Source organism: Mycolicibacterium stellerae, from assembly GCF_003719305.1.
Classification (GTDB): Bacteria; Actinomycetota; Actinomycetes; order Mycobacteriales; family Mycobacteriaceae; genus Mycobacterium; species Mycobacterium stellerae.
The window spans coordinates 187517-213828 of the sequence record NZ_RARC01000001.1 but is presented as its reverse complement, the minus strand read 5'-3'; the positions used below and the strand labels follow the sequence as shown (position 1 = coordinate 213828).

Below are 26312 nucleotides of genomic sequence, written 5' to 3'. Positions count from 1 at the left end.
GCCATCCCGAGGCGGCTGGGGTCAGTGAAATGTCAGCGTGACCGTCTGCATCAGGGTCGCGCCCGCGACGTCGTTGGCGGCATGTGCGGGCAGGGCGACGAGAAGCACGCGCTCGCCTCCGGCGCCGGCACCCTTCTGCTTCTCCGACACCAGGACCACCACGGCTTCTGTCGCCACCACCCTCGGCTCGGTGTCGTCGTCGGCGGCCGCCAGCACGTCCACCACATCGCCGGGGCGCACGAGGTCCAACAGCGCCGTGTCGGCGAGGTGCAGGGGCACGATGCGGGCATCCGGGCCCGCCGCCGACCGCGCCAGCCGCGGACCGAGCAGTCGCACATCGGTGAGCGCCTCGCCGCGACGCGCGGGGCCGGCCAGCGTCGACCCGACAACCTTGTCGACGGTGGATTGGGATCCGTCGGGAACCGTTGCGGTCGAGCGCTTTTCGAGTCGAACGTCTTCGGTCGTCAGCTCGATGCCGGGGGACAGGTCACGCGCAGCCACCACGATGTCCGTCTGGTCGCCGTGTGGGTCGGAGCGCAGCGCGGCGACCGCAGCGAGGACGACGAGTGCGCCGGCCGCCGCCCTGCGGGCGGCCACGGTGCGTGTCCAGTCCGGCCGCCATTGATGGACTAGCCGGCTGCGCACCGACGGATCGAGTGATTCCCCCATCCAGCCACGCTAGACAGCGCGGCGCTCACCGGGCGTGCCGTCCCGCCGGGCTGTGGATAACTTCGGCGCGTCAGCTGGAGGCTGCGGCGGCCGAGGTCGACGAAGAGCTGCTGGACGAGGAACTCGAGCTGGAGCTGTCCGACTTGGTGGAATCCGACTTCTTCTCAAACGAGCCAGATGAACCAGACGAATCGGACGAACTCGACGAGGCCGCGGACTCGGAGCTCTTCGAGGAGCCGTTCGAGGTGCTCTTGGCGGCCTCACGGCTGTCGTTGCGGTAGAAGCCGCTGCCCTTGAAGACCACGCCCACCTTGCCGAACAGCTTGCGCAGGCGCCCGTCGCACTTGGGACACTCGGTCAGCGCGTCGTCGCTGAAGGCCTGCACCGCGTCGAACTTGTTGTCGCATTCGGTGCACGCATAAGAATAGGTAGGCACGAACAAACCCTCCGTGATGGTCAAAACTACTTAGCACTCTACCGGCTTAAGTGCTAAAACCGCTATGTGGGCTCGACCATTCCCGCCCGGCTACCCGCTGCCATTCCCGTGCTGGTTGGCGTGTTCGTGCTGGGCATCGGCGTCGCGATCTGGCTGCACTTCCAAAACGCTCCCGAGCCGCCGCCGGCCGCGTCGCAGCCGCAGGCCACCCCGGTCAGCCCCACCTACGACGCCGCGCGGGCGACGCTGGCGCGGCTGCCGGTCAAGGGCTGGGACCGCAACACCGACTTCTCCCGCTACCGGTTCGGCGAGGCCTGGAGCGACGACGTCAACGTCGAATTCGGTCACAACGGCTGCAACACCCGCGACGACATCCTGCGCCGGGACCTCGCCGACCTGATCGTTCGTCCTGGCACCTGCTATGCGCAAAGCGGCGTGCTGCACGACCCGTATACCGGGCAGGCCATTGCGTTCACCAGGGGACCCGCGACATCTGAGGCCGTGCAGATCGACCATCTGGTTTCGCTGTCCGACGCTTGGTACAAGGGTGCACGCGAATGGGACGACCGGCGCCGCCGCGACTTCGCCAACGACCCGCGCAACCTGCTGGCGGTCGGCGGACAAGCCAACTTCGACAAGGCTTTTCGCGATGCCGCCGGCTGGCTGCCGACCAACGAGGGCTTCCGCTGTGAGTTCGTCGCGAAGCAGATTGACGTGAAGGCGGCCTACGGCTTGTGGTTGTCCAAGAACGAGAAACGGGCGATGCAAGACGTGCTGACGCGCTGTTGACTCAGCCCAGTTCGACGAGCCCGTGCCCCGGGGTGAGCGCGTGGGTCATCGGGATGTCGTGTGGCTCGGCGGGAATTTCGTCGACGATTTCGTCGTCTCGGATCACCGCGACAAGCCGCGCCGACGAGTCGGCCAACGGCAGGGTCCGGTCGTAGAACCCCGCGCCCCGGCCCAGCCGTACCCCGGCCCGGTCGACCGCCAGCGCAGGAACAAACACCACCGCAGCGTCGGCCACCGCGCCTGCGGGCAGCCAGGGCTGCCGCGGCTCCTGCAGACCCATCCGCGCCGCGACTAGCCGGCCTGGCTGGTATCGCCCCCACTGCATCGGCTGCGGTACGCCATCGGCGTCTTGGCGGGCGACCGGAAGCAACACCTGGACACCGTGCGCTACGAGCCTGTCCAGGAATGCGATTGATCCCGGCTCGAATTTGATGGGTACGAAGGCGCAAACGATGGCCATCCCCGCGACCACGTCGGGAAGATGGCCGCACAGCGCGGCGGCCTCCGCATCGTGGACCTCGCGGGTCACCGCGCGCCGCGACGCCAGAATCGCCGTCCGCATCTCGGCTTTGCTCGGCGACCCCACACGTCCACGATGACACGGCGGCGCCACAGGCGGCGCGTAACCGGTTGGCGATAGTGTGGGAACGATGACACGTAGTCTGGTCTCGATTCCGTATACGGCTGTTGTCCCAGCCGCTGGGTTGGGGACCCGCTTCCTGCCCGCGACCAAGACGGTCCCCAAGGAGTTGCTGCCGGTCGTGGATACGCCGGGTATCGAACTGGTGGCGGCGGAAGCGGCCGAGGCGGGCGCCCAGCGGCTGATCATCGTCACCTCCGAGGGCAAGGACAGCGTCGTCGCCCATTTCGTCGAGGACCTGGTCCTGGAAGGCACGTTGGAAGCCCGCGGCAAGCAATCGATGCTGGAGAAGGTCCGCCGCGCGCCCGCGCTGATCAAGGTGGAGTCGGTGGTGCAGGCCGAACCGCTCGGCCTCGGACATGCCGTCGGCTGCGTCGAAGCCAGCCTGGCACCCGATGAGGACGCCATCGCCGTGCTTCTGCCCGACGACCTGGTGCTGCCCACCGGCGTGCTCGAGACGATGTCGAAGGTGCGCGCCAAGCGCGGTGGTTCGGTGCTGTGTGCCTTCGAGGTGCCGAGGGACGAGATCAGCGCCTACGGTGTCTTCGATGTCGAGACCGTTCCAGATACCAACAACCCCAACGTCTTACGGGTCAAGGGCATGTACGAGAAACCCAAGGCCGAGGACGCGCCGTCGCTGTATGCGGCCGCGGGCCGCTACGTGCTTGACCGCAAGATCTTCGACGCGTTGCGTAGGGTTCCCCGCGGAGCGGGCGGCGAGATCCAGTTGACCGACGCGATCGCGCTGCTGATCAACGAGGGCCACCCGGTGCACGTGGTTGTGCATCGCGGCGATCGACACGACCTGGGAAATCCCGGCGGCTACCTCAAGGCTGCGGTTGACTTTGCGTTGAAGCGCGACGACTACGGCCCCGAACTGCGGCGGTGGTTGGTGGAACGGCTCGGGCTGATCGACTGCTGACGCGTACGACGGCCCCGTAACGACGAAAGGGTTCTTGTGCGTTCGGTTGAGGAGCAACAGGCTCGGGTTTCGGCCGCTGCGGTCGCGCCCCGGCCGGTGCGCGTCGCGATCGCGGAAGCACAAGGCCTGATGTGTGCCGAGGAAGTGGTCACCGAACGCCCACTGCCCGGCTTCGACCAGGCCGCCATCGACGGCTACGCCGTGCGAAGTGTCGACGTGCTTGGCGTGACACCGATAACCGGCGCCGACGACAACGAGGACGCCGACGACGCGTCCAACGGCGATCAGCAGGTCAGCCTGCCCGTGATGGGCACCATCGAGGCGGGCACCCGAACCCCGAGCCGGTTGCAGCCGCGACAGGCCGCCCGTGTGCAGACCGGCGCGCCGATGCCGACGCTGGCCGATGCGGTGTTGCCGTTGCGGTGGACCGACGGCGGGCAGTCGCGGGTGCGGGTGCTGCGGCCGGTGCGTTCTGGCGCCTACGTCCGTCGTACCGGTGACGACGTCCAGCCCGGTGATGTGGCGGTGCGGGCGGGCACGATCATCGGCCCGGCGCAGGTCGGTCTGCTTGCCGCCGTCGGCCGCGAACGTGTGCTGGTGCATCCGCGGCCGCGGCTGTCGGTGATGAGTGTGGGCGGTGAGCTGGTCGACATCTCGCGCACGCCAGGTAACGGGCAGGTCTACGACGTCAACTCGTATGCGCTTGCCGCGGCGGGCAGGGACGCGGGTGCCGAGGTCAATCGGGTCGGCATCGTCGACACCGACCCGAAGGAGTTGCGCGACGTCGTCGAGGGTCAGGTGAATCGCGCCGAGGTGTTGGTGATCGCGGGCGCCGTCGGCGGTGCGGCCGCCGAAAGCGTCCGCACGGTGCTTGCCGAAATCGGCGAGATGGAGGTGACCCGGATCGCGATGCATCCGGGTTCTGTCCAAGGGTTCGGCCAACTCGGGTCCGACGGCGTGCCGGTGTTTCTGCTGCCCGCCAACCCGGTCAGCGCGCTGGTGGTGTTCGAGGTGATGGTGCGGCCGCTGATCCGGCTGTCGCTCGGCAAGCGCCAGCCGATGCGACGGGTGGTGCAGGCCCGCGCGCTGTCCCCGATCACGTCGGTGGCAGGCCGCAAGGGGTATCTGCGCGGCCAGCTGATGCGTGACCAGGACACCGGCGAGTACCTCGTGCAGGCGCTCGGCGGCGCGCCGGGCGCGTCGTCGCATCTGCTTGCGACGCTGGCCGAGGCGAACTGTCTGGTGATGATTCCCAGCGAGGCCGACGAGATCCGCACCGGCGAGATCGTCGACGTCGCGTTCCTGGCTCAGCGCGGCTGAGCGGCGAACCTGGGCCCGTCATGAACTTGTGGCGCAATTCGTCCGCACACACGGGCTGGCCGATGCCTGTCGGGCCGCTTCGGGTGCCTGCCGGTGTGGTCGAGCTGCGGCCGGTGCGGCTGCGCGACGGCGCCCAATGGAGCCGCATCAGGTTGGCCGACCGTGCGCATCTGGAGCCGTGGGAACCCAGCACAGAGGTGAATTGGGATGTCCGGCACGGGATTTCACAGTGGCCTTCGGTGTGTTCTGGGCTGCGCGCGGAGGCTCGAAAGGGTCGCATGCTGCCGTATGTGATCGAGGTAGACGGGGAGTTCGGCGGCCAGCTGACGATCGGCAACGTGACCCACGGGGCGCTGAAGTCGGCGTGGATCGGCTATTGGGTGGCCAGCACGCACACCGGCGGCGGGGTGGCGACCGCCGCGCTGGCACTCGGTATGGACCATGCGTTCGGCCCGGTCAGGCTGCATCGTCTGGAGGCGACGGTGCGGCCGGAGAACGCCGCGAGCCGCGCGGTGTTGGCGAAGGCGGGGTTCCGCGAGGAGGGCCTGCTGAAGCGCTACCTCGAGGTCGACGGCGGGTGGCGCGATCACCTGCTGGTGGCCGTCACGACCGAGGAGATCCACGGGTCGGTGAGCTCGCAGCTGGTGCGCGCAGGTCACGCCAGCTGGACCTGACCGTCTGCGCTGAGCATTCATCAGCGCGTCGACACGCTGGACGCCCGCGACGAGTTCCGGGCGCCTGCCGACGTCGAAAGCGGTGCGGGCGGCCGACGACACGCGCATGCCATCGACACGTCGCGCCTCGGCATGGATGCCATCGGTGTGCACGGTCAGCATCGGCGTCGGTCGACGAAAGGTGAGCACCAATTCGGCGGGAAGGCCCGGTTCTATCCACTTGGCGCCCAGTACCGCGGCGGCTGACAAACCGGCGAGGACGCCCCGTCGGCGCGACCACGACCACGCGGATTTTGCGCGCTGTACTGCGGAAAGCTCAGCGCACCGCGAAATGTGAACGCCCGGATAGACCGGGACGTAGAAGCGTCGCAGCTCGGGAACCGACAGCAGCCCGCCCTCGACGGCTTCGCACCCGCGAAGCGGGGATTCCAACTCCTGTCCCATGGCCGGAGCCTGGCGACGGCGAGCGACATCCACCGCTCGGCTGTGCAGATTTATCCACAGGAGCGGCGTTTCGCCTGCGGCTCCGCTCAGTCGTCGGCATAAGAGAGCTGTGGCAAATGTGACATAAGTGACTGTTGGTGCTTGTCAGAGGGGAATTACAGGTGTGTAATTGTCTCGGCGCGCCATCGACGGATGCGCTGGTCACGGACCTAGCCTGATGGGGAAAGGAGCCGGCGTAATGCCAAGCATCCCCCAATCCCTCCTTTGGATCTCTCTCGTAGTGCTCTGGCTCTTCGTGCTGGTCCCGATGTTGATCAGCAAGCGCGATGCCGTGCGGCGCACGAGCGACGTGGCGCTGGCGACGCGCGTCCTCAACGGCACGACCAGCGGCCGGCTGCTCAAGCGTGGGGGGCCGGCGTCCGGGCACCGCAGCGATCCGGACTGGCGAGCGTCCGAAGACGATCTCGAAGAGAACTTCGACGAGGACGAGTACGACGACGACTACGAGCAAGAGGAAGAACACGAGGAAGAAGAGGAGCCGCAGAAGACCGTGGTGCTGGCGGCACCCGTCACGGAAGACGCGGAACCCGAATTCCTCGACGTCGAGGTCGTCGACGAGCCGGCGGGCGCACTGACGGTCGGCGAATCGGCCGACGAGCTGACACTCAATTTCGAAGAGCAAGTCGAAGAGGAAAACGTCGACACCGCGGTGTATGAGATCGCGACCGACGAATACGAAGACGACGATGCAGACGGTGCCGACGACGAGTACGAGTACGTCGACGACTCGTCGGGCCTTGAGGCCCCCGAGGAGAGCGATCTGGCGGTCGCCGACTCGATAGTTGCCGCGCGGCGACGCCGCTACGACCCGGCGAAGGCTGCGGCGGTCAGCGCGCGCAAGTACAAGTTCCGCAAGCGGATGCTGGCGTTCATGACGCTGGTGATGCTGGGGTCGGCAGCGGCCGCGTACTTCGGGGCGGCCTCGGTCGCGCCGTTGGCCTGGTACGTGTGCGGTGGCACGGGTGCGGTGACGCTGCTCTACCTGGGATATCTGCGCCGTCAGACCCGCATCGAAGAGCGGGTGCGGCGGCGCCGTGCGCAGCGGGCGGCACGTTCGCGCCTCGGCGTGGAGAACACCGAGGACCGCGATCTCGATCTGCTGCCGCCGCGGCTGCGTCGCCCGGGCTCGGTGGTGTTGGAGATCGACGACGAGGACCCGATCTTCGAGCACCTGGAGTACGCGCCTGCGTCCCGCGAGTACCACCTGCCGAGGGCGGCGGGCCAGTAATTCGACCTCAGGTCGGCCGGTTTCTGCCGCGGCGCATTGACTGGTAGCCTGTGCTACCGACCAGGGGCTATGGCGCAGTTGGTAGCGCGCCTCGTTCGCATCGAGGAGGTCAGGGGTTCGAATCCCCTTAGCTCCACACCTCGAAATGGCAGATCAGGCAACTGGTCTGCCATTTTTGTCGATAGACGGCCGGCCCGCCCGACGGCTTCCCCGGTGGGTTCCGATGTGCTACAAAAACTGTTGCGACACATTGCAATTGAGCCTTTCACGCCAGCCTGGAGGCGGTTGGCTTGGTGAATGGATTCGGATGACTGTCTCGATTGAACCAGCATGGCCGGGGAACACGCGTTGACACGTCCTCGCAGGTCAACCCACTTTTTCGCAAACAGTCCTTGGCGCAGATTTGAGGCACAAAGTCTCTACAGCGCCGACTCGAGTTCGGCGCATAGTTGACGCATGGCCGGACCTGTTGAGCATCTACCGCAGTACAGCCGCGAGAACCCCGGCATGATGGCGCCCGGTGGGCCGTGGCCACCTGGTCAGCAGTCGCGTCCCGCGACTGCCGGTACCCCCCGACCGTAACGGCGCACCGTTCAGACGCCTTGGCATTCGCAGGAGCACCGATGAGCCGGACAATCACTCGACGCGCGGCGCTCGCCGCGTTGGGCACGGTCGCGGCGGGCGGCGTTGTCGGACTTGGGTATTTGCTGCGAAGTATCGGCCATTCGCCGGGTGTCCGGCTCGCCAACGGGCCCGACGGCGGGGGGATGATGGGCGTCGGCCCTGCGGACATGCGGCTGTACATGGAAATGTTCAGTCGTCATACCGAAATCAATCGCACTGTCGAGGAAATCCCGGGTGGCGTTCGCACCACCACCGAATCGAAGGCGCCGGACCTCGTCGCGCAGTTACAGGCACACGTGACCAACATGTACGCGCGCATCGAGGACGGAGCCGAGGTCACGTGCATGAGCCAAAGTCTTCCGACCCTCTTCCGCAATGCCAGCGGTTACCGCCGTCGGCTCACCCTCACGCCGACCGGCGTGATCGCCGAAGAAACCGCCGATGACCCCGTCATCGTTCAAGCAATTCGGGAGCACGCGAGAGAGGTCACCGGATTCGTTCGCGACGGGATGCCTGCGATGATGCAGGGGATGATGGGAGCCGGCGGAATGATGGGGCCCGGCGGAATGATGCGGCCGCGCTGAGGCCGCTGACGTTACCTCTCGGCAGGTTGGAACAGCTCGATCAGGTTTCCGGACGGGTCTTGGAGCAGGATTTGTTGTCCGCCAGGGCCTCTGATGATCTCACTGCGGAAAGTCAGCCCGGCTGCGCGCAGCTGCTCGACGTCGTGGTTGATGTCATCGACAACCAGGTGGATGCGATTCCAGCCGCCAGGCGAAGGGGTCGTGCCGTCGGGCAGTGGGCGCGCCCCGGAGCTGGTCGGACCCGAGAGCAGGAGCCGTAGCGGTCCTCGCAGGACTTCGGCGAATGCGGGTGAGGCGTTGCGCCCAAGTGTGAATCCGAGATGGGTTGTGTAGAACTCGATGGCGCGGTCTACGTCATCTATCAGATAGCGAACGCTGGCTCGGGCGGTCGCTGTGATCGCCATGTGCATCCTCCCCTTGTTCGAACTCCGACCACTGCTCATTGTGCCCTTCAGCGACCGGGCGTGTAACGCTTCGCCCCTTGGCGCGCACTGAGCAGATACACCGACTGTTCACCCGCTTGGAGGGAGCCCAGCATGACCGACACCATCGCGCGCAACGCCCGCGTTGCCCAGTTTCCGACCCTGCTTGACACGCTGGGTGCCCTGCTTGCCCGGTACGGCCTGGTGGTCGTCATCGGGTGGATCGGGCTGATGAAGTTCACCGAGTTCGAGGCACGCGGTATCGAGTCGCTGGTCGCCAACAGCCCGTTGATGAGTTGGATGTACGACGTCTTTTCCGTCACCACGTTCTCGGCGCTGCTCGGCGTTGTCGAAGTGGCCGCGGCGGTGCTGCTGGCCGTCAAGCCGTTGGCGCCTCGGATCTCGGCTTTCGGCAGCGTCATAGCGATCGGCCTGTTCACCGCCACCCTCACATTCCTGTTCACCACCCCTGGCGTGTTCGAGGCGTCCGAAGGCGGCTTCCCCATGCTGTCCTCGACGGGGCAGTTCCTCATCAAAGACGCGGCACTGCTTGGTGTGTCGGTGTGGACACTGGCAGATGCTCTGCGAACCGCGAAGGCAGTCGATTGACCGGATACGCTGTGGCCGAGATGACCAGAGCCGCAGGCGATGAAGCCGCACTCGTCGACGCCCTGAAGGGCGGAGACGAGGCGGCCTTCGCCGAGTTGGTGGACCGTCACACCCCGTCGATGTTGCACGTCGCCCGTGGATATGTGCGAAGCCACGAAATCGCCGAGGAAGTCGTGCAGGAGGCATGGATCGCGCTGCTGAAGGGAATCGGAAAGTTCGAAGGCAGGTCTTCGCTGCGCACATGGCTTTTCACCGTTCTGATCAACATCGCCAAGGCGCGCGGCATCCGCGAACGCCGCAATTCGGAGGTCGAGATCCTCGCGTTCACGGGCGGCACGGTCGACCCCGCGCGATTTCGTCCGGCCGACGATCAGTATCCGGGGCACTGGCGACAGGACGAGGCTCCCGCGCCGTTCCCCGACACTCCCGAAGGGTCGGTGCTCGGCGACGAACTGGTCGCGGTTGCCCGGCGCGAACTGGCGAAACTTCCTGAGCGACAGCGGATGGTCGTCACGATGCGCGACATGCTGGACTTCGACTCCGCCGAAGTACGTGAACTGCTGGACATCAGCGTCGCCAATCAGCGCGTGCTGTTGCACCGCGGACGCGCAGCGGTGCGACAGGTGCTCGAAGACTATCTGAGGGAGTCGAAGTGAACTCGTCCATGGACTGCAATGAACTCGTCGAGCTCGTCACCGCCTACCTCGACGGGTCGCTGGACAGCGAAACGCGGGCGCGGTTCGACGTGCACCTGGTGGAATGCGACGGCTGCGAGAACTACCTGCAACAGTTCCGCGCCACCGTCGATACCGTGGGCAAGATCGACCAGGAGAGCATCGATCCCGCGTTTCGTGACCGGTTGCTCAACGCTTTTCGCGACTTTCGGTAACAGGCCGTAACGCCGCCCGCCGGTCGGAGCACTACCAAAGTGCAAGGGCATCAACGGATGCCACTGAGCCGACCCAAAGGATAAGAAATGAACGTCCGTCTCGCTACCCTCTCACTCGCCGCAGGAGCTGCTGCCGTTGCGTTCGCCGCGCCTGCGGCCGCTGCGCCGTCGGGCCCGCAGGACGCCGGCGAGGTGGTCATGAGGCTGCAGGAGTCAGGCAACACCGTGATCGTCAACCGCACCGGCAACCAGCCGTTGTCGGAGTGCACCGTGGCCGGAGTACGGGCCGGCCACACCTACAGCCGTTTCGATTCCGGCTATCCCGGCGCTCAGATGGATCCTATGAGCCAGGTGGTCGGCATGACGGTGTACGTCGACGCCACCTGCTGACGAACAACATGATGCCGCAGATGCGGACTGAAATGTACACCACAGCCGCTTCTGCGGATATCATCCGCACATGTCGATGATTCGAGTTCGCGATGCCGCCGACCTGTTGGGCGTCAGTGACGACACCGTTCGGCGCTGGATCGACGATGGCACGCTGCCCGTCGACCAGGACACCTCGGGCCGCAAAGTGATCCCTGGCGGGGCGCTCGCCGAATTCGCGAGCAGAAATTCCGCGGCGGCACCGAAGGAACCGCTCGGCATCGCGAGCTCGGCGCGGAATCGCTTCACCGGACTTGTCACGAGGGTGGTCATCGACGGCGTGATGGCGCAGGTCGAGTTGAAGTGCGGTCCGTTCGCCGTCGTGTCGCTGATGAGCGCCGACGCGGCACGTGAGTTGAAGCTGGAGCCCGGTAGCGTCGCGGTAGCCGTCGTCAAGGCCACCACCGTGATAGTGGAAACCCCTGGGGGACAGGCGTGAAACTGGTTGTGTCCGTTGCGGCTGCGGCTGCGGTACTGAGCCTCGTGGTCGTCGGGTGCGGTTCGTCGAATTCCTGGTCAAGCGACGCAGGCGGCGGAAGGCTCATCGTGTTCGCGGCCGCGTCGTTGAAGAAGTCGTTCACCGAGATCGGTGAGCACTTCAAGACCGACAACCCGGGCAGCGACGTCGAATTCAACTTCGCGGGCTCCTCCGATCTGGTGACCCAGTTGACGCAGGGCGCTCCAGGAGACGTCTTCGCCTCCGCAGATACCAAGAACATGGACATGGCGGCACAGGCCGATCTGCTGGCGGGTGAACCGGCGAACTTCGCGTCCAACACGCTGACAATCGTTACGGCGCCGGGCAATCCGGAGAAGGTGGCGTCGTTCGGAGACTTAAGCCGGCCCGGCTTGGCGGTGGTGGTGTGCGCCCCGCAGGTCCCGTGCGGGTCCGCAGCGGAAAAGATCGAGAAGGCGACCGGTGCGCAACTGAACCCGGTCAGCGAGGAATCACAGGTGACCGATGTGCTCAACAAGGTGACCAGCGGGGAGGCCGACGCCGGCCTCGTATACGTCACCGATGCGCAGGGCGCGGGCGACAAGGTGACCGCCGTGCCGTTCCCGGAATCCGCTGCGGCGGTGAACAGCTATCCGATCGCCGTGCTCAAGCAGTCCAAGAATCGGGAACTGGCGGGCAAGTTCGTCGATCTCGTCATCGGCGAATCGGGACAGAAAATCTTGAACGCGGCGGGCTTCACCAAGCCGTAAGCGCCTCGGCGGTCGTCAACGATCCCTCGGCAGGCCTAGAAGTCGTTCACCGATGATGTTCTTCTGTATCTCGTCGGTACCGCCTCCGATCCTCAGTCCGGGAGCCAGCGTGGAGGCGTATCCCCAAGCGTAGGTGCCCCGTTCGCCGCTGTCGGCCAGCATATTCATCCCGAGAATGTGGCCTGCGGTGTCGATACAGTCGCGCAGCAGCCGGTTGCGCAGCAACTTCAGCGTCGACATCTCCGGACCGCGGGTGTCGCCTCTGCGCTCAGCCGCAGCGAGATTTGCCGCTGTGTGCTCAATCGCTGACCCGAGCACGTAGCAACGAACGACTGCGTCCACAACGCTCGCTGCGATCTGCCCCCTATGGGCGGCGGTCCTCGCCAGCTCGAGAAGTCGTTGAACGACTACCCAATTGGGAGCGTCTGAGCTGTATCCAACCGCCTTACGTTCGCCGCCGAGGGTAGCCATGGCCACCCGCCACCCACCGTTGACGTCTCCGACGCGGCAGCTGTCTTGGATGTGTAAGCCGTCTATGAAGACTTCGTTGAAATGCGCACCGCCACTCATTTCCCGCAGCGGCCGCACCTCGATTGCCGGGTCGTGCATATCGACCACGAACATGGTCAGCCTGCGATGCGGGACGTCGTCGTCTGATGTGCGCGCCAGCAGCAGTCCGATATCGCTGTAGTGACCGCCCGAAGTCCAGACCTTTTGGCCCGTGGCAACCCAAACCGCTCCACCTTCGGCGCGCACCGCGCGGGTGGAGACCGCCGACAAGTCCGAGCCCGCACCCGGCTCGGAGAACAGTTGGCACGCGATGAGATCGCCACGCAGCAACGCGGGCACGAGCCGACGCTTGAGGTCATCGGATGCCGCAGCGAGAAGTCCGGGGAGCACGATGTGGAATGTGACGAAAAGCGTGTTGAGCTTCGGCAGCCGATACTGCGCGCACATCTCGTCGAACACCTCTTGATGATGGTGAGCAAGGCCCGCGCCGCCATAATCGGTGGGTCCATCGATCCACGCCAATCCCGCATCGAAAAGTGCACGTTGCCAATCCCTTGCCACCGCGAGCTGGGCTTCCTCCTCGCTGCGCTCGGGGCTGTCGAAAACCGGGATGGCGTCGGAGTCCTCGAGCGTCGCCGACGCCGCGTCGAGACGCTCCGCGTTGGCATCGAGGAATAACCGACACTTCGCGGCGAACGCGTTGTCGTCGATCCGCTCCGTCACTGGCGGAAGCGGTGGTCAGGGAAAAGCTGGCTCGCCAGCGCATTTTTGAGAACCGGCGGCGATCCGCCGGCGACGAGCGCAGCCATCGCGTCGCGGTGCAGACGCTGGGCCGCATGATCCAGCGTTGCTCCGTCGCCGCCGCACAGGATCATCGCCTGGCGCGTGACCTCGGGAAGCATCGTGGCGCCGGACAGCTTGGCGAACGTCGACTCACGCGCCGTCGGAAACCGACCTTCTACGGAGTTGGCCGCGGCGTGCTGCGTCAGTAGCCGGTGCGCATCGATGGCCATCCGCATCTCCACCAGCGTGTGATAGGTCGCCTGGAACTCGATGATCGGCTTGCCGTATGCGCTGCGTCCGGACGTGTAGCTGACGGCTTCGTCGAACGCCGCCTCCGCGAGTGCCAAACTGAGCGTCGCGTTGTGTATCCGCTCCATGTTGAAGGCCATCATCAGTTCAGCGAAGTGGCCGGGCCCGCAGATGACGTTCTCCGGTGGTATGACGCAGTTGTCGAAGTGAACCTCGCCGTGGGGCAGTCCACGCGTCCCGGAGAAGCGCGCCCCGGTTTCCAATCGCAGCCCCGGCGAGCCCTTTTCGACGATCACGGCGCCGATACCCCGATGCCCGGGCTGATCACCGAACCTCACGAAGGTGGCATAGAGCTCGTTGGCGGGGGAGCCGGTGATGAAACGTTTCGACCCGTTGATGACGTAGTTGTCCCCGTCGGGCACCGCCGACGTTGCCAACGCGGTCAGGTCCGAACCGTGTTCAGGTTCGGTGAGAGCGATGGCGCATGCTTTGCGGCCACTGACGATGTCCGGCAAGAACTTCTCACGAGTATCTTCGCGCTCTGCGCGCAAGACGATGGTGGGTCCTGGCCCCGTCGAGCCGAAGGTGGGCTCCGCGACTATCCACGATTGGGACGTCGCGATCAGCGCCTCGACGACGACGACGTAGTCGACCACCGTGAGTTCGGCTCCGCCGTACTTTGCTGGCATCGTCAGGCCGCACAGGCCCGCAGCTGCCATCGTCGCAGCGACCTGGCCATAGGGCGCCTCGTCTGTGCGGTCCCACTCGTCGACATGTGAGCGCCACGGCGTTGCCGCCTCGATCGCACGCGCACGCAACTCCTGCTGTATCTGCGAAAGCTTCACCGTTGTCATCAATCCCTTGCTATTTTGGCTATCACTATACAAGATAACGTTCCGTGTGGATACCTTCAGATTCGGGGAGGCGACAAGTTGACCATGGCTGAGACCGGGAGACATCCGCCGTCGTCGAGCGCGACGAGCCGGCTTCGGCAAGCGTCACAGACGCGCGGCTTCGAGCGTCAATCCGCCTCTACCAGAGGCACTTCAGATGACGCCGTCCAACTAGAGCCGGATGGTAGGTCGAGGTTGTGAGTGGGACTCCGCGCCGGTGCGAGAGGCGGTCATCCGGCCGGCGAAGACAGCTCCGCCGCTCGGCTTCGGCTCCGGGCTATCGGTTCGAGGCCTCTGGGCGCCGAGGCCGTCGACGCGCCCCGTTCGTCGATTTCAGCAACGTTTGCGCCGGCGCAAGGCGCCGGCATCGGGCCGGCAGTTCATGAGGGTCGCCACGGCGGCGACGCCGTTCACCGGGGTCGGCAAGTTCTTTGCAATGGCCTTGGACACGTTCGTGTTCATGTTCAAGCCACCGTTTGCCTTGCGTGAGATGCTCGAACAAGCGTGGTTCGTCGCGCGGGTATCACTGGTTCCCACATTGATGTTGTCGATCCCGTTCACGGTGTTGACGGTTTTCACGTTGAACATCTTGTTGGTGGAGTTCGGCGCCGCCGACTACTCCGGCACCGGCACGGCACTGGGTGCGGTGACGCAGATCGGTCCGCTGGTAACGGTTTTGGTCGTCGCGGGCGCCGGAGCAACATCGATGTGTGCCGACCTCGGTGCGCGGACCATTCGAGAGGAACTGGATGCGCTCCGAGTACTCGGCATCAACCCGATTCAGGCGCTCGTCGTGCCTCGGGTACTGGCGGCCACCTTCGTCGCCCTCTTGCTTTCGGGTCTTGTCACCATCGTCGGCCTCACCGGCGGGTTCGCATTCTCGGTGTTCGTCCAGCACGTGACCCCGGGTTCGTTCGTCGCCGGTCTGACGCTCCTCGTCGGCGCCCCCGAGGTCGTGATCTGTCTGATCAAGGCTGCGCTCTTCGGCCTGGCGGCCAGCCTGATCGCGTGCTACAAGGGCATTTCAGTCGACGGCGGGCCCGCGGGTGTGGGCAACGCCGTCAACGAGACCGTTGTCTACAGCTTTGTGGCGTTGTTCGTCATCAACGTGATCAGCACGGCGGTCGGCGTAAAGGCGACGATGTGACCGTCGCCTTGAACTCCGCGTTTCCGCGAATCAGCCACACCGTCGCGAAGTGGGTGGCCGGGTGGAATCGCATCGGGCTCCAAATGCAGTTCTACGTCCAAACTTTGCGTGGCCTCGTCGAAGCGTGCACGAGGTACAAGTTCGAGCTGCTGCGCCTCATCGCACAGATGAGCCTCGGCGGCACGGGCGCGTTGGCGATCATCGGCGGCACCGTCGTCATCGTCGGCTTTCTGACGCTCTCGGCCGGCGCCCTGATCGCCGTCCAGGGATACAACTCGTTGTCCGGCATGGGCGTGGAAGCGCTGACGGGATTCATCTCTGCCTACTTCAACGTTCGTCTCATCGCACCGCTTGTCGCCGGCATCGGCCTCGCCGCAACGATCGGCGCAGGCGCGACGGCTCAGATGGGCGCCATGCGGATCAACGAGGAGATCGACGCACTCGAGGTCATGGGTATCCGCTCGATCTCCTACCTCGCATCGTCGCGTGTGATCGCCGGTGTGATCGTCGTGATCCCGTTGTATTGCATCGCCGTGTTGATGTCCTTTCTCGCGGCGCGCTTCGGAACGACCTTCATCTACGGGCAGTCGACGGGCGTCTATGACCACTACTTCAATACGTTCCTCAACCCCAGCGATCTGATCTGGTCGTTCTTCCAGGCCGTCACGATGGCGATTGTCATCATGCTCGTGCACACCTACTACGGCTTCACGGCAACCGGAGGGCCCGCAGGCGTCGGGGAGGCGGTCGGCCGCGCGGTCCGCACCTCCCTTGTGGCAGCGGTATGCGTGACAGTCTTTGTCTCGCTTGCTATCTACGGACAATCCGGCAACTTCAACCTGTCTGGCTGACGAATGGAAACCTTGCGACCCGGCGACCGACGCCTGCACCCGGCCTGGTGGACACTGATCATGTTCGCCACCATTGCCGCGTTGGTTCTGCTATCGGGCGCCCTCTTCACGGGCAGCTTCGCCTCCTATGTCCCGGTGACGCTCACCGCCGACCGTGCGGGGTTGGTCATGGAACCCGGCGGCAAGGTGAAGATGCGCGGAGTCCAGGTAGGCCGGATCGGCCAGATCCAAAGTGGTACAGACCAAGTCAGCCTCAATCTGGAGATCTTCCCCGATCAGGTGAAGTTCATACCCGCAAACGTGCAGGCGCGGATACGCGCCACCACCGCGTTCGGGGCAAAATACGTCGACCTCATCTACCCGGAAAAGCCGAGCACGCAGCGGATCTCGGCAGGCCAGCGGCTGCAGAGCGAAAACGTCAGCACCGAGGTCAACACCATCTTCCAGAATCTCGTCGGTCTGCTGGACAAGGTCGACACCTCGAAACTGAACGCGATCCTGACAGCGGTGGCCGACGGTGTCCGAGGGAAGGGGGAGCAGATCGGTGAGGCGACCAGCGCGGCGAACGAGGTGCTGATCGCGCTCAACGAGCGGGCGGACACCATTGCGGCCGACTGGCGCTCGGTGAAGGGCTACAGCGACACGTACGCCGCGGCCGCACCCGACATCATCGCAACCCTGGACGCGGCGAGCGCCACCAGCAAGACGATCACCGCGAATGCCGCGTCGCTGGACGCACTGTTACTCGGTGTCGTCGGCTTCTCGAACAGCGGGATCGAACTGCTCGCCCCCAACAAGGACAACCTCGTCCAGGCCGTCAAAACCCTTGAGCCGACGACCGAGTTGCTCAACAAGTACAACCCGGAATATGCATGTACGGTCCTTGGCGCGGTGTACTTCCATGACCACGGCGCGGGCGCGCTCGGCGGCAACGGGCGGTCGGTCCAACTCGACAGCGCACTGCTTTTCGGCGACGACATGTACCGCTATCCGGACAACCTGCCGGTCGTGGCGGCCAAAGGCGGTCCTGGCGGCAAGCCTGGCTGCGGCTCACTACCGGTGGTCGACAACAATTGGCCACAGCGATATCTGGTCACCGACACGGGTTGGGGTACCGGGCTGGACCTACGTCCCAACCCGGGCGTCGGACAGCCGTGGTGGATCAACTATTTCCCCGTCACCAGGGCTGTGCCCGAACCGCCGTCGATTCGCGGCGAGGGTCCGCCTGCGCCAGGACCGATAGTCCCGCCGGGCAGCCCGCCCTACGGCGCTCCCTGGTACGGACCCGACGGGCAGCCGCTGTTCCCCGGTGTATCCCCTCCTCCACCACCGCCCAACGACCAACAGCCGCAGCCGGATCCTTCGCCGGTCGGCCAACCACCACCGGCATCGCCACCTGACAGTGAGGCGCCCCCGAGTCCATGACGAACGGCATAGGTAAGCCCTCGACTACGAGGAGAGGCAGGCCATGAGGCGATCCCTACCCGCCACGCTGTGGCGCCTTGGCGTCTTCGTCGTCGTGTGCATCGCCGGCATCTTCGGCTTGTTCGCCGTCTTCGCGCAACTGCGATTCGACAAGCTAGTCGACTACAAAGCATTGTTCAGCAACGTATCCGGGCTCGAGAAGGGCAATTTCGTCCGGATCGCCGGAGTGGAAGTCGGCAAGATCCGCGACATCGCGATCGATGGCGACTCGAAAATGCTGGTCACATTCGCCGTCGATCCCGGTGTCGTCCTCACGGAGGGCACCAGAGCCGTCATCCGCTACGACAACCTGATCCGCGGTCGATTCATGTCTCTCGAAGAGGGCGCCGGCGGTACAGAACTGTTGCGCACGGGCGACACGATTCCCATGGCCAACACCGAACCCGCGCTGGACCTCGATGCCCTCATCGGTGGATTTCGGCCCCTGTTCCGCGCGCTGGACCCCGACCAGGTCAACGCGCTGTCGACACAGTTGGTCAACGCCTTCCAGGGACAAGGCAGCGCCGTCACATCGGTGCTTGCCCAATCAGCGGTTCTGACAAACACTTTGGCCGACCGGGACCAGCTCATCGGCGAGGTCATCGACAACCTGAACGTGGTGCTGGAATCGCTCGGCAATCAAAGTGACAAATTCGCGGAGGCGATCGACTCCGTAGCCGAATTGGTGCACGGACTGGCCGAGCAGAAAGAGACGGTGGCGAACGGGATCGCCTATACGGATGCCGCCGCACGCTCCGTCGCCGACCTGTTGTCGCAGGGGCGTCCTCCGCTGCGCAATGTCGTCACCGGCACCGACCGCGTTGCGGGCATCGCGGTGGCAGATCACGACTACCTGGACAACCTGCTCAACGGTCTGCCCGATGCCTACCGGGTGCTGTCGCGCCAGGGCATGTACGGCGACTTCTTCAGTTTCTACCTCTGCGACATCGTGCTGAAGATGAACGGAAAAGGCGGTCAGCCGGTCTATATCAGGGTCGCGGGGCAGAGTACCGGGAGGTGCGCCCCGAAATGAAGTCATTCGAAGAGCGCAATCCCTTGACGATCGGACTGCTCGGCGTCGCTCTGATCGTCGCCGGGGTCGTCGCGGCGTTGCAGTACGACAAGGTGCCGTTCATCACTTCCGACCGGAGTTACAGCGCCTTGTTCGCCGACGCGGGCGGCCTGCAAACCGGTGATGCAGTTCAGTATTCAGGGCTACGCGTGGGACAGGTGTCCAGCGTGGACCTGGACGGACCGCGCGTACTGGTCAAGTTCGCGGTTCGCAAGGATGTCCGGCTGGGCGACCGCACCGAGGCCGCCATCCAAGCGCGCGCTCTGCTCGGGGACAAGATACTCGAGCTGACATCGCGCGGTGATGCCGCGCTGACCACCGAGATCCCGCTCGAGCGGACGACGTCGCCCTATCAGCTGCCGGACGCTCTTGGCGACCTGACGGCTGCCATCAGCGGCCTTGACACACAACAGCTATCGACGTCACTGACCACCCTGGCCGAGACGTTCAAGTCGACACCGCCCGACCTGCACGCGGCCGTTGCCGGGGTGGCCCGCTTTGCGCAAACCGTCAACGTGCGCGACGCACAGCTGCGCAACCTGCTGAGCAACGCCAACAAGGTGACCTCGGTGCTCGCCAAGCGCAGCGACGCAATCGTCGGGCTGGTGGCCGACGCGAATGCCCTTCTGGTGCAACTGCAAAGCCAGAGCACCGCCCTGGACGGCATCGCGGGAAACATCTCTGAGCTGAGCCATCAGCTGAGCGGGTTCATCGCCGACAACCGACACGACTTCAAGCCCGCGCTCGACAAACTCAACGGGGTATTGACGATCGTCGACAACCGCAAAGACCGCGTGCAGCAGGCGATCAAATACCTCAACGCCTACGCGATGTCGCTTGGCGAATCGGTGGCATCCGGGCCGTTCTTCAAAGCCTATGTCGCCAATCTGCTGCCTGGCCAGTTCGTCCAACCCTTCGTCGACGCCGCCTTTTCCGACCTCGGCATCGACCCCAACACCCTGCTGCCGTCGCAACGAACCGATCCGCAGGTGGGCCAACCCGGCACGCCTGCGCTGCCGATCCCCTACCCGCGGACGGGACAGGGCGGAGAGCCCAGATTGACGCTGCCGGACGCGATCACGGGCAATCCAGGAGACAGCCGATACCCCTACCGCGAGCCACCCCCGGCGCCGCCGGCGGGCGGCCCGCCGCCTGGCCCGCCCGCTGCCCCGCCGCCGGAGATGGCGTCCACCCCGGATCCGACACCCAGCCCGGTATACGTCCCAGCACCCCTGGAGCAGCCGACAACGCAGGACGGTCAACCATGAGATCACGCCGACTCCCTCGGGTTCTGCTGGCCGTGCTGCTGGCGGTCACCCTCGTCGCCGGGGCGGCGGTGCTGCTGTCCGACGGTGTGCGATCCATGCGCCGAATCCATGTCGTCGCCTACTTCGCCAACAGCACCGGGATCTTCGTCGGTGACCAGGTCCGCATACTCGGCGTGCCGGTCGGCAAGATCGACGCGATCGAGCCCGAGCCGCAACGGGCGAAGATCAGCTTCTGGTATGACGCCAAATACCGGGTGCCTGCCTCGGTCAACGCGGCGATTCTTGCTCCGTCGCTGGTGACTGCCCGTTCGATCCAGCTGACGCCTGCGTATACCTCCGGCCCCCAAATGCGAAGCGGTGCCGTAATTCCGCAGGACCGTACCGCGGTGCCCGTCGAATGGGACGACCTGCGCGACCAACTCGAAAGGCTGACCGAAACCTTGCAGCCGACCCACCCCGGTGGCGTCAGCACCCTCGGCGCGTACATCAACACCGCCGCTGACAATCTGCGCGGGCAGGGCGGTGATATCCGCAACACGATCGTCCAACTGTCGCAAACGTTCTCGGCCCTCGGCGATCACAGCACGGACATCTTCGCGACCGTGCGAAACCTCGCCGCCCTGGTGTCGGCGCTGCGGAACAGCACCGACGGGATGCGTCAGCTCAACATGAGCTTTGCGGCCGTCACCCGTCTGCTCGCCGACGACCCCGGCGAAGTCGCCGCCGCGATATCGGACATGAATGTCGCGGTCGGTGACGTTGCGGAATTCCTCGGTGAGAACAACGATTCGATATCCACCGCGTCGCAAAAGCTCGCGTCGGTGACAAACGCCGTCAAAGACAGCCTTGACGACATCAAGCAGACGTTGCACGTCACCCCGACGGCGTTCTCGAACTTCCTCAACATCTATCAACCGGCGCAGGGATCGCTGTCCGGCGCGATCGCGATGAACAACTTCTCCAATCCCATCTCGTTTCTTTGTGGGGCGATTCAGGCGGCGTCGAGGTTGGGCGCCGAGCAGTCCGCCAAGCTCTGCGTCCAGTATCTGGCGCCCATCATCAAGAACCGGCAGCTGAACTTCCTGCCGTTCGGCGTCAACCCCTTCGTGGGGACCTCGGCCCGGCCCAACGAACTGACCTACAGCGAGGACTGGATGAGACCCGACCACGTACCGGTGCCGGAGACACCGACCGATGAAGCAACGGGGCTGCCCGCGGCCGCTCCGCAGGGGGATCCGAACGCCGTGGCCCAATCGGGGCCGGCGAGCCCGCCACAGGAGGACGTGCCGCCGTTGCCTGCGGAGGCGACTTCGACCAATCCGGACTCCGGCCTGCTGGGGATCATGTCGCCGCCAGGGGCGGGCGGATGAGCGCCCGACGACTGCACCGGCTGACCGGATACCTGCTGGCCCTGCTGGTCGTCGCGGCGGCTCCCGCATGTGAATGGCGTGGTCTGAACTCGATGTCGCTTCCAGGAACCCAGGGTGACGAAGCCGGTGCCTTCACCGTTCAGGCTCAGTTGCCCGATGTCAGTACCATTCAACAGAATTCGCGCGTGCGGGTCGGTGACGTCAACGTCGGCACCGTCACCAAGATCGAGCGGCAGGGTTGGCATGCGCTGCTGACCATGAAGATCGATCCCGACGTCGATCTACCCGCCAACGCCACCGCGACAATCGGCCAAACCAGCCTGCTCGGCTCACTGCACGTAGAACTGGCGGCGCCGAAGGATTCGCCACCCCAGGGCAAGCTGCACAACGGTTCACTGATCCCGTTGTCGGCCGGGGCGACTTATCCGAGCACCGAACAGACCCTTTCGGCTGTCTCCCTGCTTCTCAACGGTGGTGGCATCGGTCAGATCCAGGAGATAACCAAATCGTTCAGCACCGCCTTTCGTGGCCGCGATGCCGATTTGCGTAGCCTGATCGGACAACTGGACCGCTACGTGGGTTACCTCAACGAACAGACCGGCGACATCATCGCGGCAACCGAAAGCCTCAACAACCTGGCAGGAAAATTCGCCGCCCAGGCGCCGGTGATCGATACCGCCCTCACCACCATCCCGGATGCCTTGGCGGTGTTGAAAGATCAGCGTCAGCACCTAACCGAAGCCCTCGAGAAGCTCGGCCAGTACAGCGCTTTGGCGGCGAGCACAGTCGATCAAACTCGCGAACACCTGATCAACGAGTTCAGCGACATCGGGCCCATACTCGATCAACTGGCGAGCACCGGGCCTGCGCTGACCCGCTCGCTGAGCGTCCTGGCCACCTACCCGTGGCCACGGGAGACGATCGATACGTGGCAGCGCGGCGACTTCGCCAACGACACCTTCATCATCGATCTGACATTGAGCAGGCTCGACGCGGCCTTGTTCACCGGCACGCGCTTCGAAGGAAAGCTGACCAACCTCGAGATGCAATGGGGGCGCACGATCGGCCAACTGCCCAGCCCTTATACCGCAGGCAATCCGCTGGTCATTCCTTACCGTTGGGACCAAGGACCGTAATGAGGCTCACCAGGCGAACAGCCGTGCAACTCATCATCTTCGCGGTCGTCGCGGCCATTGGGGCCGCGGTGATGATCATCGGCTATATCCGTCTGCCGAACATGCTCTTCGGGGCCGGCCACTACACCGTGGTTGTGCGGCTACCGACATCAGGAGGCCTGTACCCGAGCGGTAACGTCACATATCGGGGTACCGAGGTCGGGCGCGTGGAATCCGTCGGGCTCTCCAATGACGGTGTCGACGCGGTTCTTTCGCTGAAGTCCGATATCAAGATCCCGGCAGACCTCGACGCCCAGGTGCACAGTCAGTCGGCGATCGGCGAACAGTATGTCGCGCTGCTGCCGAGGACCGGCGAACCGCCCTACCTCAAGGAGGGCGACGTGATACCCGTCGACCGGACCTCGATCCCTCCACCGGTCGACTCACTTCTCGACTCCCTGAACACCGGACTCGACGCGATACCGGGTGACAACCTCAAGACCGTCGTCGACGAGGCATACACGGCCGTTGGCGGGCTTGGCCCGGAACTGTCGCGAATCATCAACGGCTCCACCACACTTGCCATCGATTCGCGGGCCAACCTCGATCAGCTGACCACCCTGGTCGACCAATCCAAACCCGTTCTGGATTCCCAGACCGACAGCTCCGATGCCGTCGCGGCCTGGGCGGCGAATCTGGCCACGATAACCGATCAGGCAAGGCGCGAGGACAAATCGGCGGGCGCATTGATCCGGCGCGGCCCGGCAGCACTGGACAAGGGCCGCGAACTGTTCGACGCACTACGGCCGACGTTGCCGATTCTGCTGGCCAACCTGGTCAGCATCAACCAGGTGGCGGTCACCTACCAGGCCAGCATCGAGCAGTTGCTGGTGTTGTTGCCACAAGGCGTCGCCGATCTGCAGGCCGCAGGGGCGGCCAATCGCAACACCAAACAGGACTACAACGGAATCAACCTCGACTTCAACCTCAACATCAACCTTCCCCCGCCGTGTACAACCGGCTTCCTGCCTGCTTCACAGGCACGAACCGCCAATTTCACCGACGCTCCGCAGCGACCGCCGGGCGATCTGTACTGCCGGATCCCCCAGGATTCGGCGTTCGCGGTTCGCGGTGCCCGCAACCTCCCGTGTATCACGCGGCCGGGGAAGCGCGCTCCTACCGTCAAGATGTGCGAGAGCGACGAGAATTACGTCCCGCTCAACGACGGCATGAACTGGAAGGGTGACCCGAACGCCACGCTGTCGGGGCAGCCGGTGCCGCAGTTGCCGCCGGAATCGAGCGGACCGCAGGGACCCGCACCTGCCGCGCAGGCAGTGCCTCCGCTGGCCGTGACCGATTACGATCCGGCCACCGGCGCGTATCTCGGTCCGGATGGGAAGCTTTACACCCAAGCCGACCTCTCCGCCGCGGGCGCGCCACGTACGTGGCAGGACATGCTCACGCCGCCTCCCGCCGGCTGAGACCGCTACAGAAGCAGGCCCAACGACTCCGCGAGGATCCGACGGTGGTGGACGTCGTCGCCCAACAAGACCCGGTTGCCTTGTGCCCGCTTGTAATAGAGATGGGCATGGTGTTCCCAGGTGAATCCGATGCCGCCGTGGATCTGAATGTTCTCCGCGGCGCACCGGAGGAATGTCTCGTGGCATAGCGCCGCGCATGTCGCCGCCGCGATGACGGCATCCTCGCCCGTGTCCGGCGCTACCACGGAGACCGCGTGCTCGAGTGTGCAGCGCGCGGTCTCGAAGTCGACATGCATGTCGGCACACTTGTGTTTGATCGCCTGAAACGCGCCGATGTAGCGACCGAATTGCTTACGGGTCTTGGCGTATGCCACCGCGTGGGACAGCACGGATTCCGTTGCGCCGACAGACTCAGCGGCGAGGTAGACATTCGCCAGGAGCAGAGCCCGACCGAGGATGTCACGGCCTGCATCGTGCCCGCCTATCCGATGTGCCGGGGCGTCAGCCAGGTCGATCGTGGCCAGCCGCCGGGTCTGGTCGATGCCCCGCAACGCGGTGCGGGTCACCCCCGGCGCACCTGCATCGACTTCGAATAGGCCGACGCCGGAGGGGGTTTCCGCCGCCAGCAAGATCACGTCGGCGGTGGCACCGTCGACGACGAAGGTCTTGGTTCCGGTGAGGCGCCATTTCGCCGAGTGCTCCTCGCTGGCGGTTGTTTGGACCGAATGCGGATCCCACGTCCACGACGGCTCGACCAATGCGACCGCGGCCCCGCGGCGGCCTGCGGCCAAATCGGGAAGCAGTCGCTCCCATGCGGAGTCGTCTCGACTCTGTAGCACGACGCTTTGTGCGAGTGCGACCGTGGAGAAGTACGGGACGGGGGCGAGCGTGCGCCCCAGTTCACGCATGACGAGCGCGATCTCGGCCGGTCCGCATCCCGCGCCGCCATATCCGGTCGGCACCGCAAGGCCACACAGTCCGAGTTGAGCCATTTGCTGCCAAAGGGTTTCGTCCAAGCCCGATGGGGACGCCATCGCGTCACGTACGACGGATTCGCTTGCTCGCGCGCTCAACACGTCGCGCGTCAGCTCGCGAAGGGATCGTTGGTCTGCGGTCAAATCGGCAACCATGCTGTGTCCTCGATCAATCGACAGGGCGTATGGAAACCGAACACCCATGTGCTGTTCTTAGCTTATTCTATATGGCACTATACTAAGCAAAGGAGTCGGCATGGGTGACAACCACAATGGTGGGGCAGTGACGGCAGGCGGGCGTGACTACGCGACAGATGAACCGCCCGGGGCCGACGTAGGGCGTATCGATCTGCGGGTCACCAACGGCACCGCCACGGTTTGGCTCAACAACCCGGGAGCCTTGAATGCGTTCACCGGCGACATGGTCGATCAGTTCCTCGATGTTCTCGACACCATCGACTCCGACGACGCGATTCGTGCTGTCGTGGTGACCGGGTGCGGTCGGGGCTTCTGCGCAGGCGCCGACCTGAGCATGGGCGCCGAGACCTTCGCGCGTGACGACGACGAATCCACCGACGGTGCGCCGCCGCCCGATCGAGCCGGCACCATTGCGCTGCGAATGCTGCGGTGCCGCAAGCCGCTGATAGCCGCAATCAACGGGCCTGCAGTGGGATTCGGTGCCAGCCTCACCTTGCCCATGGATATCAGGTTGGCTTCTGTGCAAGGCCGGGTCGGGTTTGCCTTCGTCCGAAGGGGGATCGCACCCGACGGCGCGTCCTCGTGGTTCCTGCCCCGCATCGTCGGCATAAGCCGTGCCGCGGAATGGATGTACACCGGCCGGTTGTACTCCGCCGATGAGCTACTCGATGCGAGGTTCGTGCGCAGTGTTCATTCGGGCTCGGACTTGCTTGCCTGCGCCTACGCGCTCGCCGATGAATTCGTCGCACACTCGGCCCCCGTCTCGGTCGCGGTGACGCGGCAGCTGATGTGGCGGATGTACGGCGCCGCAGAACCTGCCGACGCGCATTACATCGAGTCTGCCGCACTGGCCGAACTCGGATCATCTGTCGACGCGAGGGAAGGCGTGCAGGCGTTTCTGGAGCGCCGGACACCATCCTTTGTCATGTCGACGTCGCGGGATCTGCCCGATGTTTTCGTCGATCTACCACATCCGGCGTGGACGACGTAAC

At 65.0% G+C, this 26312-nt stretch carries 28 protein-coding genes and 1 tRNA gene; 22 read left to right on the top strand and 7 right to left on the bottom strand.

What is annotated here, in order from left to right; translation table 11 throughout:
• Positions 1 to 21: 21 nt before the first annotated feature.
• Positions 22 to 669 (bottom strand): SAF domain-containing protein, encoded by a 648-nt coding sequence (locus D6M19_RS01015; RefSeq protein WP_123023297.1) that lies wholly within the window; start codon positions 667 to 669, stop codon positions 22 to 24.
• Positions 670 to 739: 70 nt separating this feature from the next.
• Positions 740 to 1105: an FmdB family zinc ribbon protein gene (locus D6M19_RS01010; protein ID WP_123023620.1), complete on the bottom strand. Its 366-nt coding sequence runs from the start codon at positions 1103 to 1105 to the stop codon at positions 740 to 742.
• Positions 1106 to 1171: 66 nt separating this feature from the next.
• On the opposite strand from D6M19_RS01010, the gene D6M19_RS01005 reads away from it, so the two are divergent.
• On the top strand, positions 1172 to 1894 hold the full coding sequence (locus tag D6M19_RS01005) for an HNH endonuclease family protein (protein WP_123023296.1): 723 nt from the start codon (positions 1172 to 1174) through the stop codon (positions 1892 to 1894).
• A 1-nt stretch (position 1895) separates the two neighbouring features.
• Here D6M19_RS01005 and D6M19_RS01000 read toward each other — a convergent pair whose 3' ends face one another.
• Positions 1896 to 2480, bottom strand: a complete 585-nt coding sequence (locus D6M19_RS01000; protein WP_234834639.1) for a 5-formyltetrahydrofolate cyclo-ligase — start codon at positions 2478 to 2480, stop codon at positions 1896 to 1898.
• Between the two features lie 64 nt (positions 2481 to 2544).
• Here D6M19_RS01000 and D6M19_RS00995 point away from each other — a divergent pair, with 64 nt between their 5' ends.
• From D6M19_RS00995 to D6M19_RS00970, 6 genes are all read left to right on the top strand, one after another.
• A complete protein-coding gene (locus D6M19_RS00995; protein WP_123023294.1) occupies positions 2545 to 3456 on the top strand; it encodes a UTP--glucose-1-phosphate uridylyltransferase in 912 nt (303 codons plus the stop codon).
• 36 nt (positions 3457 to 3492) lie between these two features.
• Positions 3493 to 4776 (top strand): molybdotransferase-like divisome protein Glp, encoded by a 1284-nt coding sequence (glp, locus tag D6M19_RS00990; protein WP_123023293.1) that lies wholly within the window; start codon positions 3493 to 3495, stop codon positions 4774 to 4776.
• Between the two features lie 20 nt (positions 4777 to 4796).
• Entirely contained in the window at positions 4797 to 5450 is a 654-nt protein-coding gene (locus D6M19_RS00985; RefSeq protein ID WP_123023292.1) for a GNAT family N-acetyltransferase, read from the top strand.
• 682 nt (positions 5451 to 6132) lie between these two features.
• Positions 6133 to 7182 carry a divisome protein SepX/GlpR gene (gene sepX / locus D6M19_RS00980; protein ID WP_123023619.1) on the top strand — a complete coding sequence of 350 codons (1050 nt, stop codon included), beginning with the start codon at positions 6133 to 6135 and terminating at the stop codon, positions 7180 to 7182.
• 63 nt (positions 7183 to 7245) lie between these two features.
• Positions 7246 to 7318: transfer RNA gene (locus D6M19_RS00975), tRNA-Ala, on the top strand.
• 487 nt (positions 7319 to 7805) lie between these two features.
• Positions 7806 to 8390 (top strand): hypothetical protein, encoded by a 585-nt coding sequence (locus D6M19_RS00970; RefSeq protein WP_123023291.1) that lies wholly within the window; start codon positions 7806 to 7808, stop codon positions 8388 to 8390.
• An 11-nt stretch (positions 8391 to 8401) separates the two neighbouring features.
• On the opposite strand, the gene D6M19_RS00965 is transcribed toward D6M19_RS00970, so the two are convergent.
• The gene (locus D6M19_RS00965) at positions 8402 to 8794 is read right to left on the bottom strand and encodes a VOC family protein (RefSeq protein WP_123023290.1); all 393 of its coding nucleotides are present in this window, start codon (positions 8792 to 8794) and stop codon (positions 8402 to 8404) included.
• Positions 8795 to 8926: 132 nt separating this feature from the next.
• Between D6M19_RS00965 and D6M19_RS00960 the strand changes: the two genes are divergently transcribed.
• From D6M19_RS00960 to modA, 6 genes are all read left to right on the top strand, one after another.
• Positions 8927 to 9421, top strand: a complete 495-nt coding sequence (locus D6M19_RS00960; protein WP_123023289.1) for a YkgB family protein — start codon at positions 8927 to 8929, stop codon at positions 9419 to 9421.
• Positions 9422 to 9441: 20 nt separating this feature from the next.
• On the top strand, positions 9442 to 10077 hold the full coding sequence (locus D6M19_RS00955; RefSeq protein WP_123023618.1) for an RNA polymerase sigma factor: 636 nt from the start codon (positions 9442 to 9444) through the stop codon (positions 10075 to 10077).
• 8 nt (positions 10078 to 10085) lie between these two features.
• On the top strand, positions 10086 to 10310 hold the full coding sequence (locus tag D6M19_RS00950) for an anti-sigma factor family protein (protein WP_123023617.1): 225 nt from the start codon (positions 10086 to 10088) through the stop codon (positions 10308 to 10310).
• 87 nt (positions 10311 to 10397) lie between these two features.
• Positions 10398 to 10700, top strand: coding sequence for a hypothetical protein (locus tag D6M19_RS00945; protein WP_123023288.1), 303 nt, complete (start codon positions 10398 to 10400; stop codon positions 10698 to 10700).
• Positions 10701 to 10770: 70 nt separating this feature from the next.
• A complete protein-coding gene (locus D6M19_RS00940; RefSeq protein WP_123023287.1) occupies positions 10771 to 11178 on the top strand; it encodes a TOBE domain-containing protein in 408 nt (135 codons plus the stop codon).
• Positions 11175 to 11945 (top strand): molybdate ABC transporter substrate-binding protein, encoded by a 771-nt coding sequence (gene modA / locus D6M19_RS00935; RefSeq protein ID WP_123023286.1) that lies wholly within the window; start codon positions 11175 to 11177, stop codon positions 11943 to 11945. Before D6M19_RS00940 ends, modA begins: the two co-directional genes overlap by 4 nt.
• Before the next feature lie 15 nt (positions 11946 to 11960).
• Here modA and D6M19_RS00930 read toward each other — a convergent pair whose 3' ends face one another.
• Together D6M19_RS00930 and D6M19_RS00925 are read right to left on the bottom strand one after the other, a co-directional pair.
• The gene (locus tag D6M19_RS00930) at positions 11961 to 13178 is read right to left on the bottom strand and encodes an acyl-CoA dehydrogenase family protein (protein ID WP_123023285.1); all 1218 of its coding nucleotides are present in this window, start codon (positions 13176 to 13178) and stop codon (positions 11961 to 11963) included.
• Positions 13175 to 14341 (bottom strand): acyl-CoA dehydrogenase family protein, encoded by a 1167-nt coding sequence (locus D6M19_RS00925; protein ID WP_123023284.1) that lies wholly within the window; start codon positions 14339 to 14341, stop codon positions 13175 to 13177. Before D6M19_RS00925 ends, D6M19_RS00930 begins: the two co-directional genes overlap by 4 nt.
• Before the next feature lie 421 nt (positions 14342 to 14762).
• On the opposite strand from D6M19_RS00925, the gene D6M19_RS00920 reads away from it, so the two are divergent.
• Genes D6M19_RS00920 through D6M19_RS00885 form a run of 8 tightly spaced genes read left to right on the top strand, consistent with a single transcriptional unit; the run spans position 14763 to position 24148 of the window.
• The gene (locus tag D6M19_RS00920; protein ID WP_123023616.1) at positions 14763 to 15527 is read left to right on the top strand and encodes an MlaE family ABC transporter permease; all 765 of its coding nucleotides are present in this window, start codon (positions 14763 to 14765) and stop codon (positions 15525 to 15527) included.
• Positions 15524 to 16378, top strand: a complete 855-nt coding sequence (locus D6M19_RS00915; protein ID WP_407665278.1) for an ABC transporter permease — start codon at positions 15524 to 15526, stop codon at positions 16376 to 16378. The genes D6M19_RS00920 and D6M19_RS00915 overlap by 4 nt, the downstream gene beginning before the upstream one ends.
• 3 nt (positions 16379 to 16381) lie before the next feature.
• Positions 16382 to 17803, top strand: coding sequence for an MCE family protein (locus D6M19_RS00910; RefSeq protein WP_123023283.1), 1422 nt, complete (start codon positions 16382 to 16384; stop codon positions 17801 to 17803).
• 43 nt (positions 17804 to 17846) lie between these two features.
• Positions 17847 to 18875 carry an MCE family protein gene (locus tag D6M19_RS00905; RefSeq protein WP_123023282.1) on the top strand — a complete coding sequence of 343 codons (1029 nt, stop codon included), beginning with the start codon at positions 17847 to 17849 and terminating at the stop codon, positions 18873 to 18875.
• Positions 18872 to 20182 (top strand): MCE family protein, encoded by a 1311-nt coding sequence (locus D6M19_RS00900; protein ID WP_123023281.1) that lies wholly within the window; start codon positions 18872 to 18874, stop codon positions 20180 to 20182. Before D6M19_RS00905 ends, D6M19_RS00900 begins: the two co-directional genes overlap by 4 nt.
• Positions 20179 to 21552: an MCE family protein gene (locus tag D6M19_RS00895; RefSeq protein ID WP_123023280.1), complete on the top strand. Its 1374-nt coding sequence runs from the start codon at positions 20179 to 20181 to the stop codon at positions 21550 to 21552. The genes D6M19_RS00900 and D6M19_RS00895 overlap by 4 nt, the downstream gene beginning before the upstream one ends.
• On the top strand, positions 21549 to 22688 hold the full coding sequence (locus D6M19_RS00890; RefSeq protein WP_123023279.1) for an MCE family protein: 1140 nt from the start codon (positions 21549 to 21551) through the stop codon (positions 22686 to 22688). The genes D6M19_RS00895 and D6M19_RS00890 overlap by 4 nt, the downstream gene beginning before the upstream one ends.
• A complete protein-coding gene (locus D6M19_RS00885) occupies positions 22688 to 24148 on the top strand; it encodes an MCE family protein (protein ID WP_123023278.1) in 1461 nt (486 codons plus the stop codon). Before D6M19_RS00890 ends, D6M19_RS00885 begins: the two co-directional genes overlap by 1 nt.
• Positions 24149 to 24153: 5 nt before the next feature.
• Here the strand turns inward: D6M19_RS00885 and D6M19_RS00880 are convergent, their stop codons facing one another.
• Positions 24154 to 25278 carry an acyl-CoA dehydrogenase family protein gene (locus D6M19_RS00880; RefSeq protein WP_123023277.1) on the bottom strand — a complete coding sequence of 375 codons (1125 nt, stop codon included), beginning with the start codon at positions 25276 to 25278 and terminating at the stop codon, positions 24154 to 24156.
• Positions 25279 to 25378: 100 nt separating this feature from the next.
• On the opposite strand from D6M19_RS00880, the gene D6M19_RS00875 reads away from it, so the two are divergent.
• Positions 25379 to 26311 (top strand): enoyl-CoA hydratase-related protein, encoded by a 933-nt coding sequence (locus D6M19_RS00875; RefSeq protein WP_123023276.1) that lies wholly within the window; start codon positions 25379 to 25381, stop codon positions 26309 to 26311.
• Position 26312 lies beyond the last annotated feature (1 nt).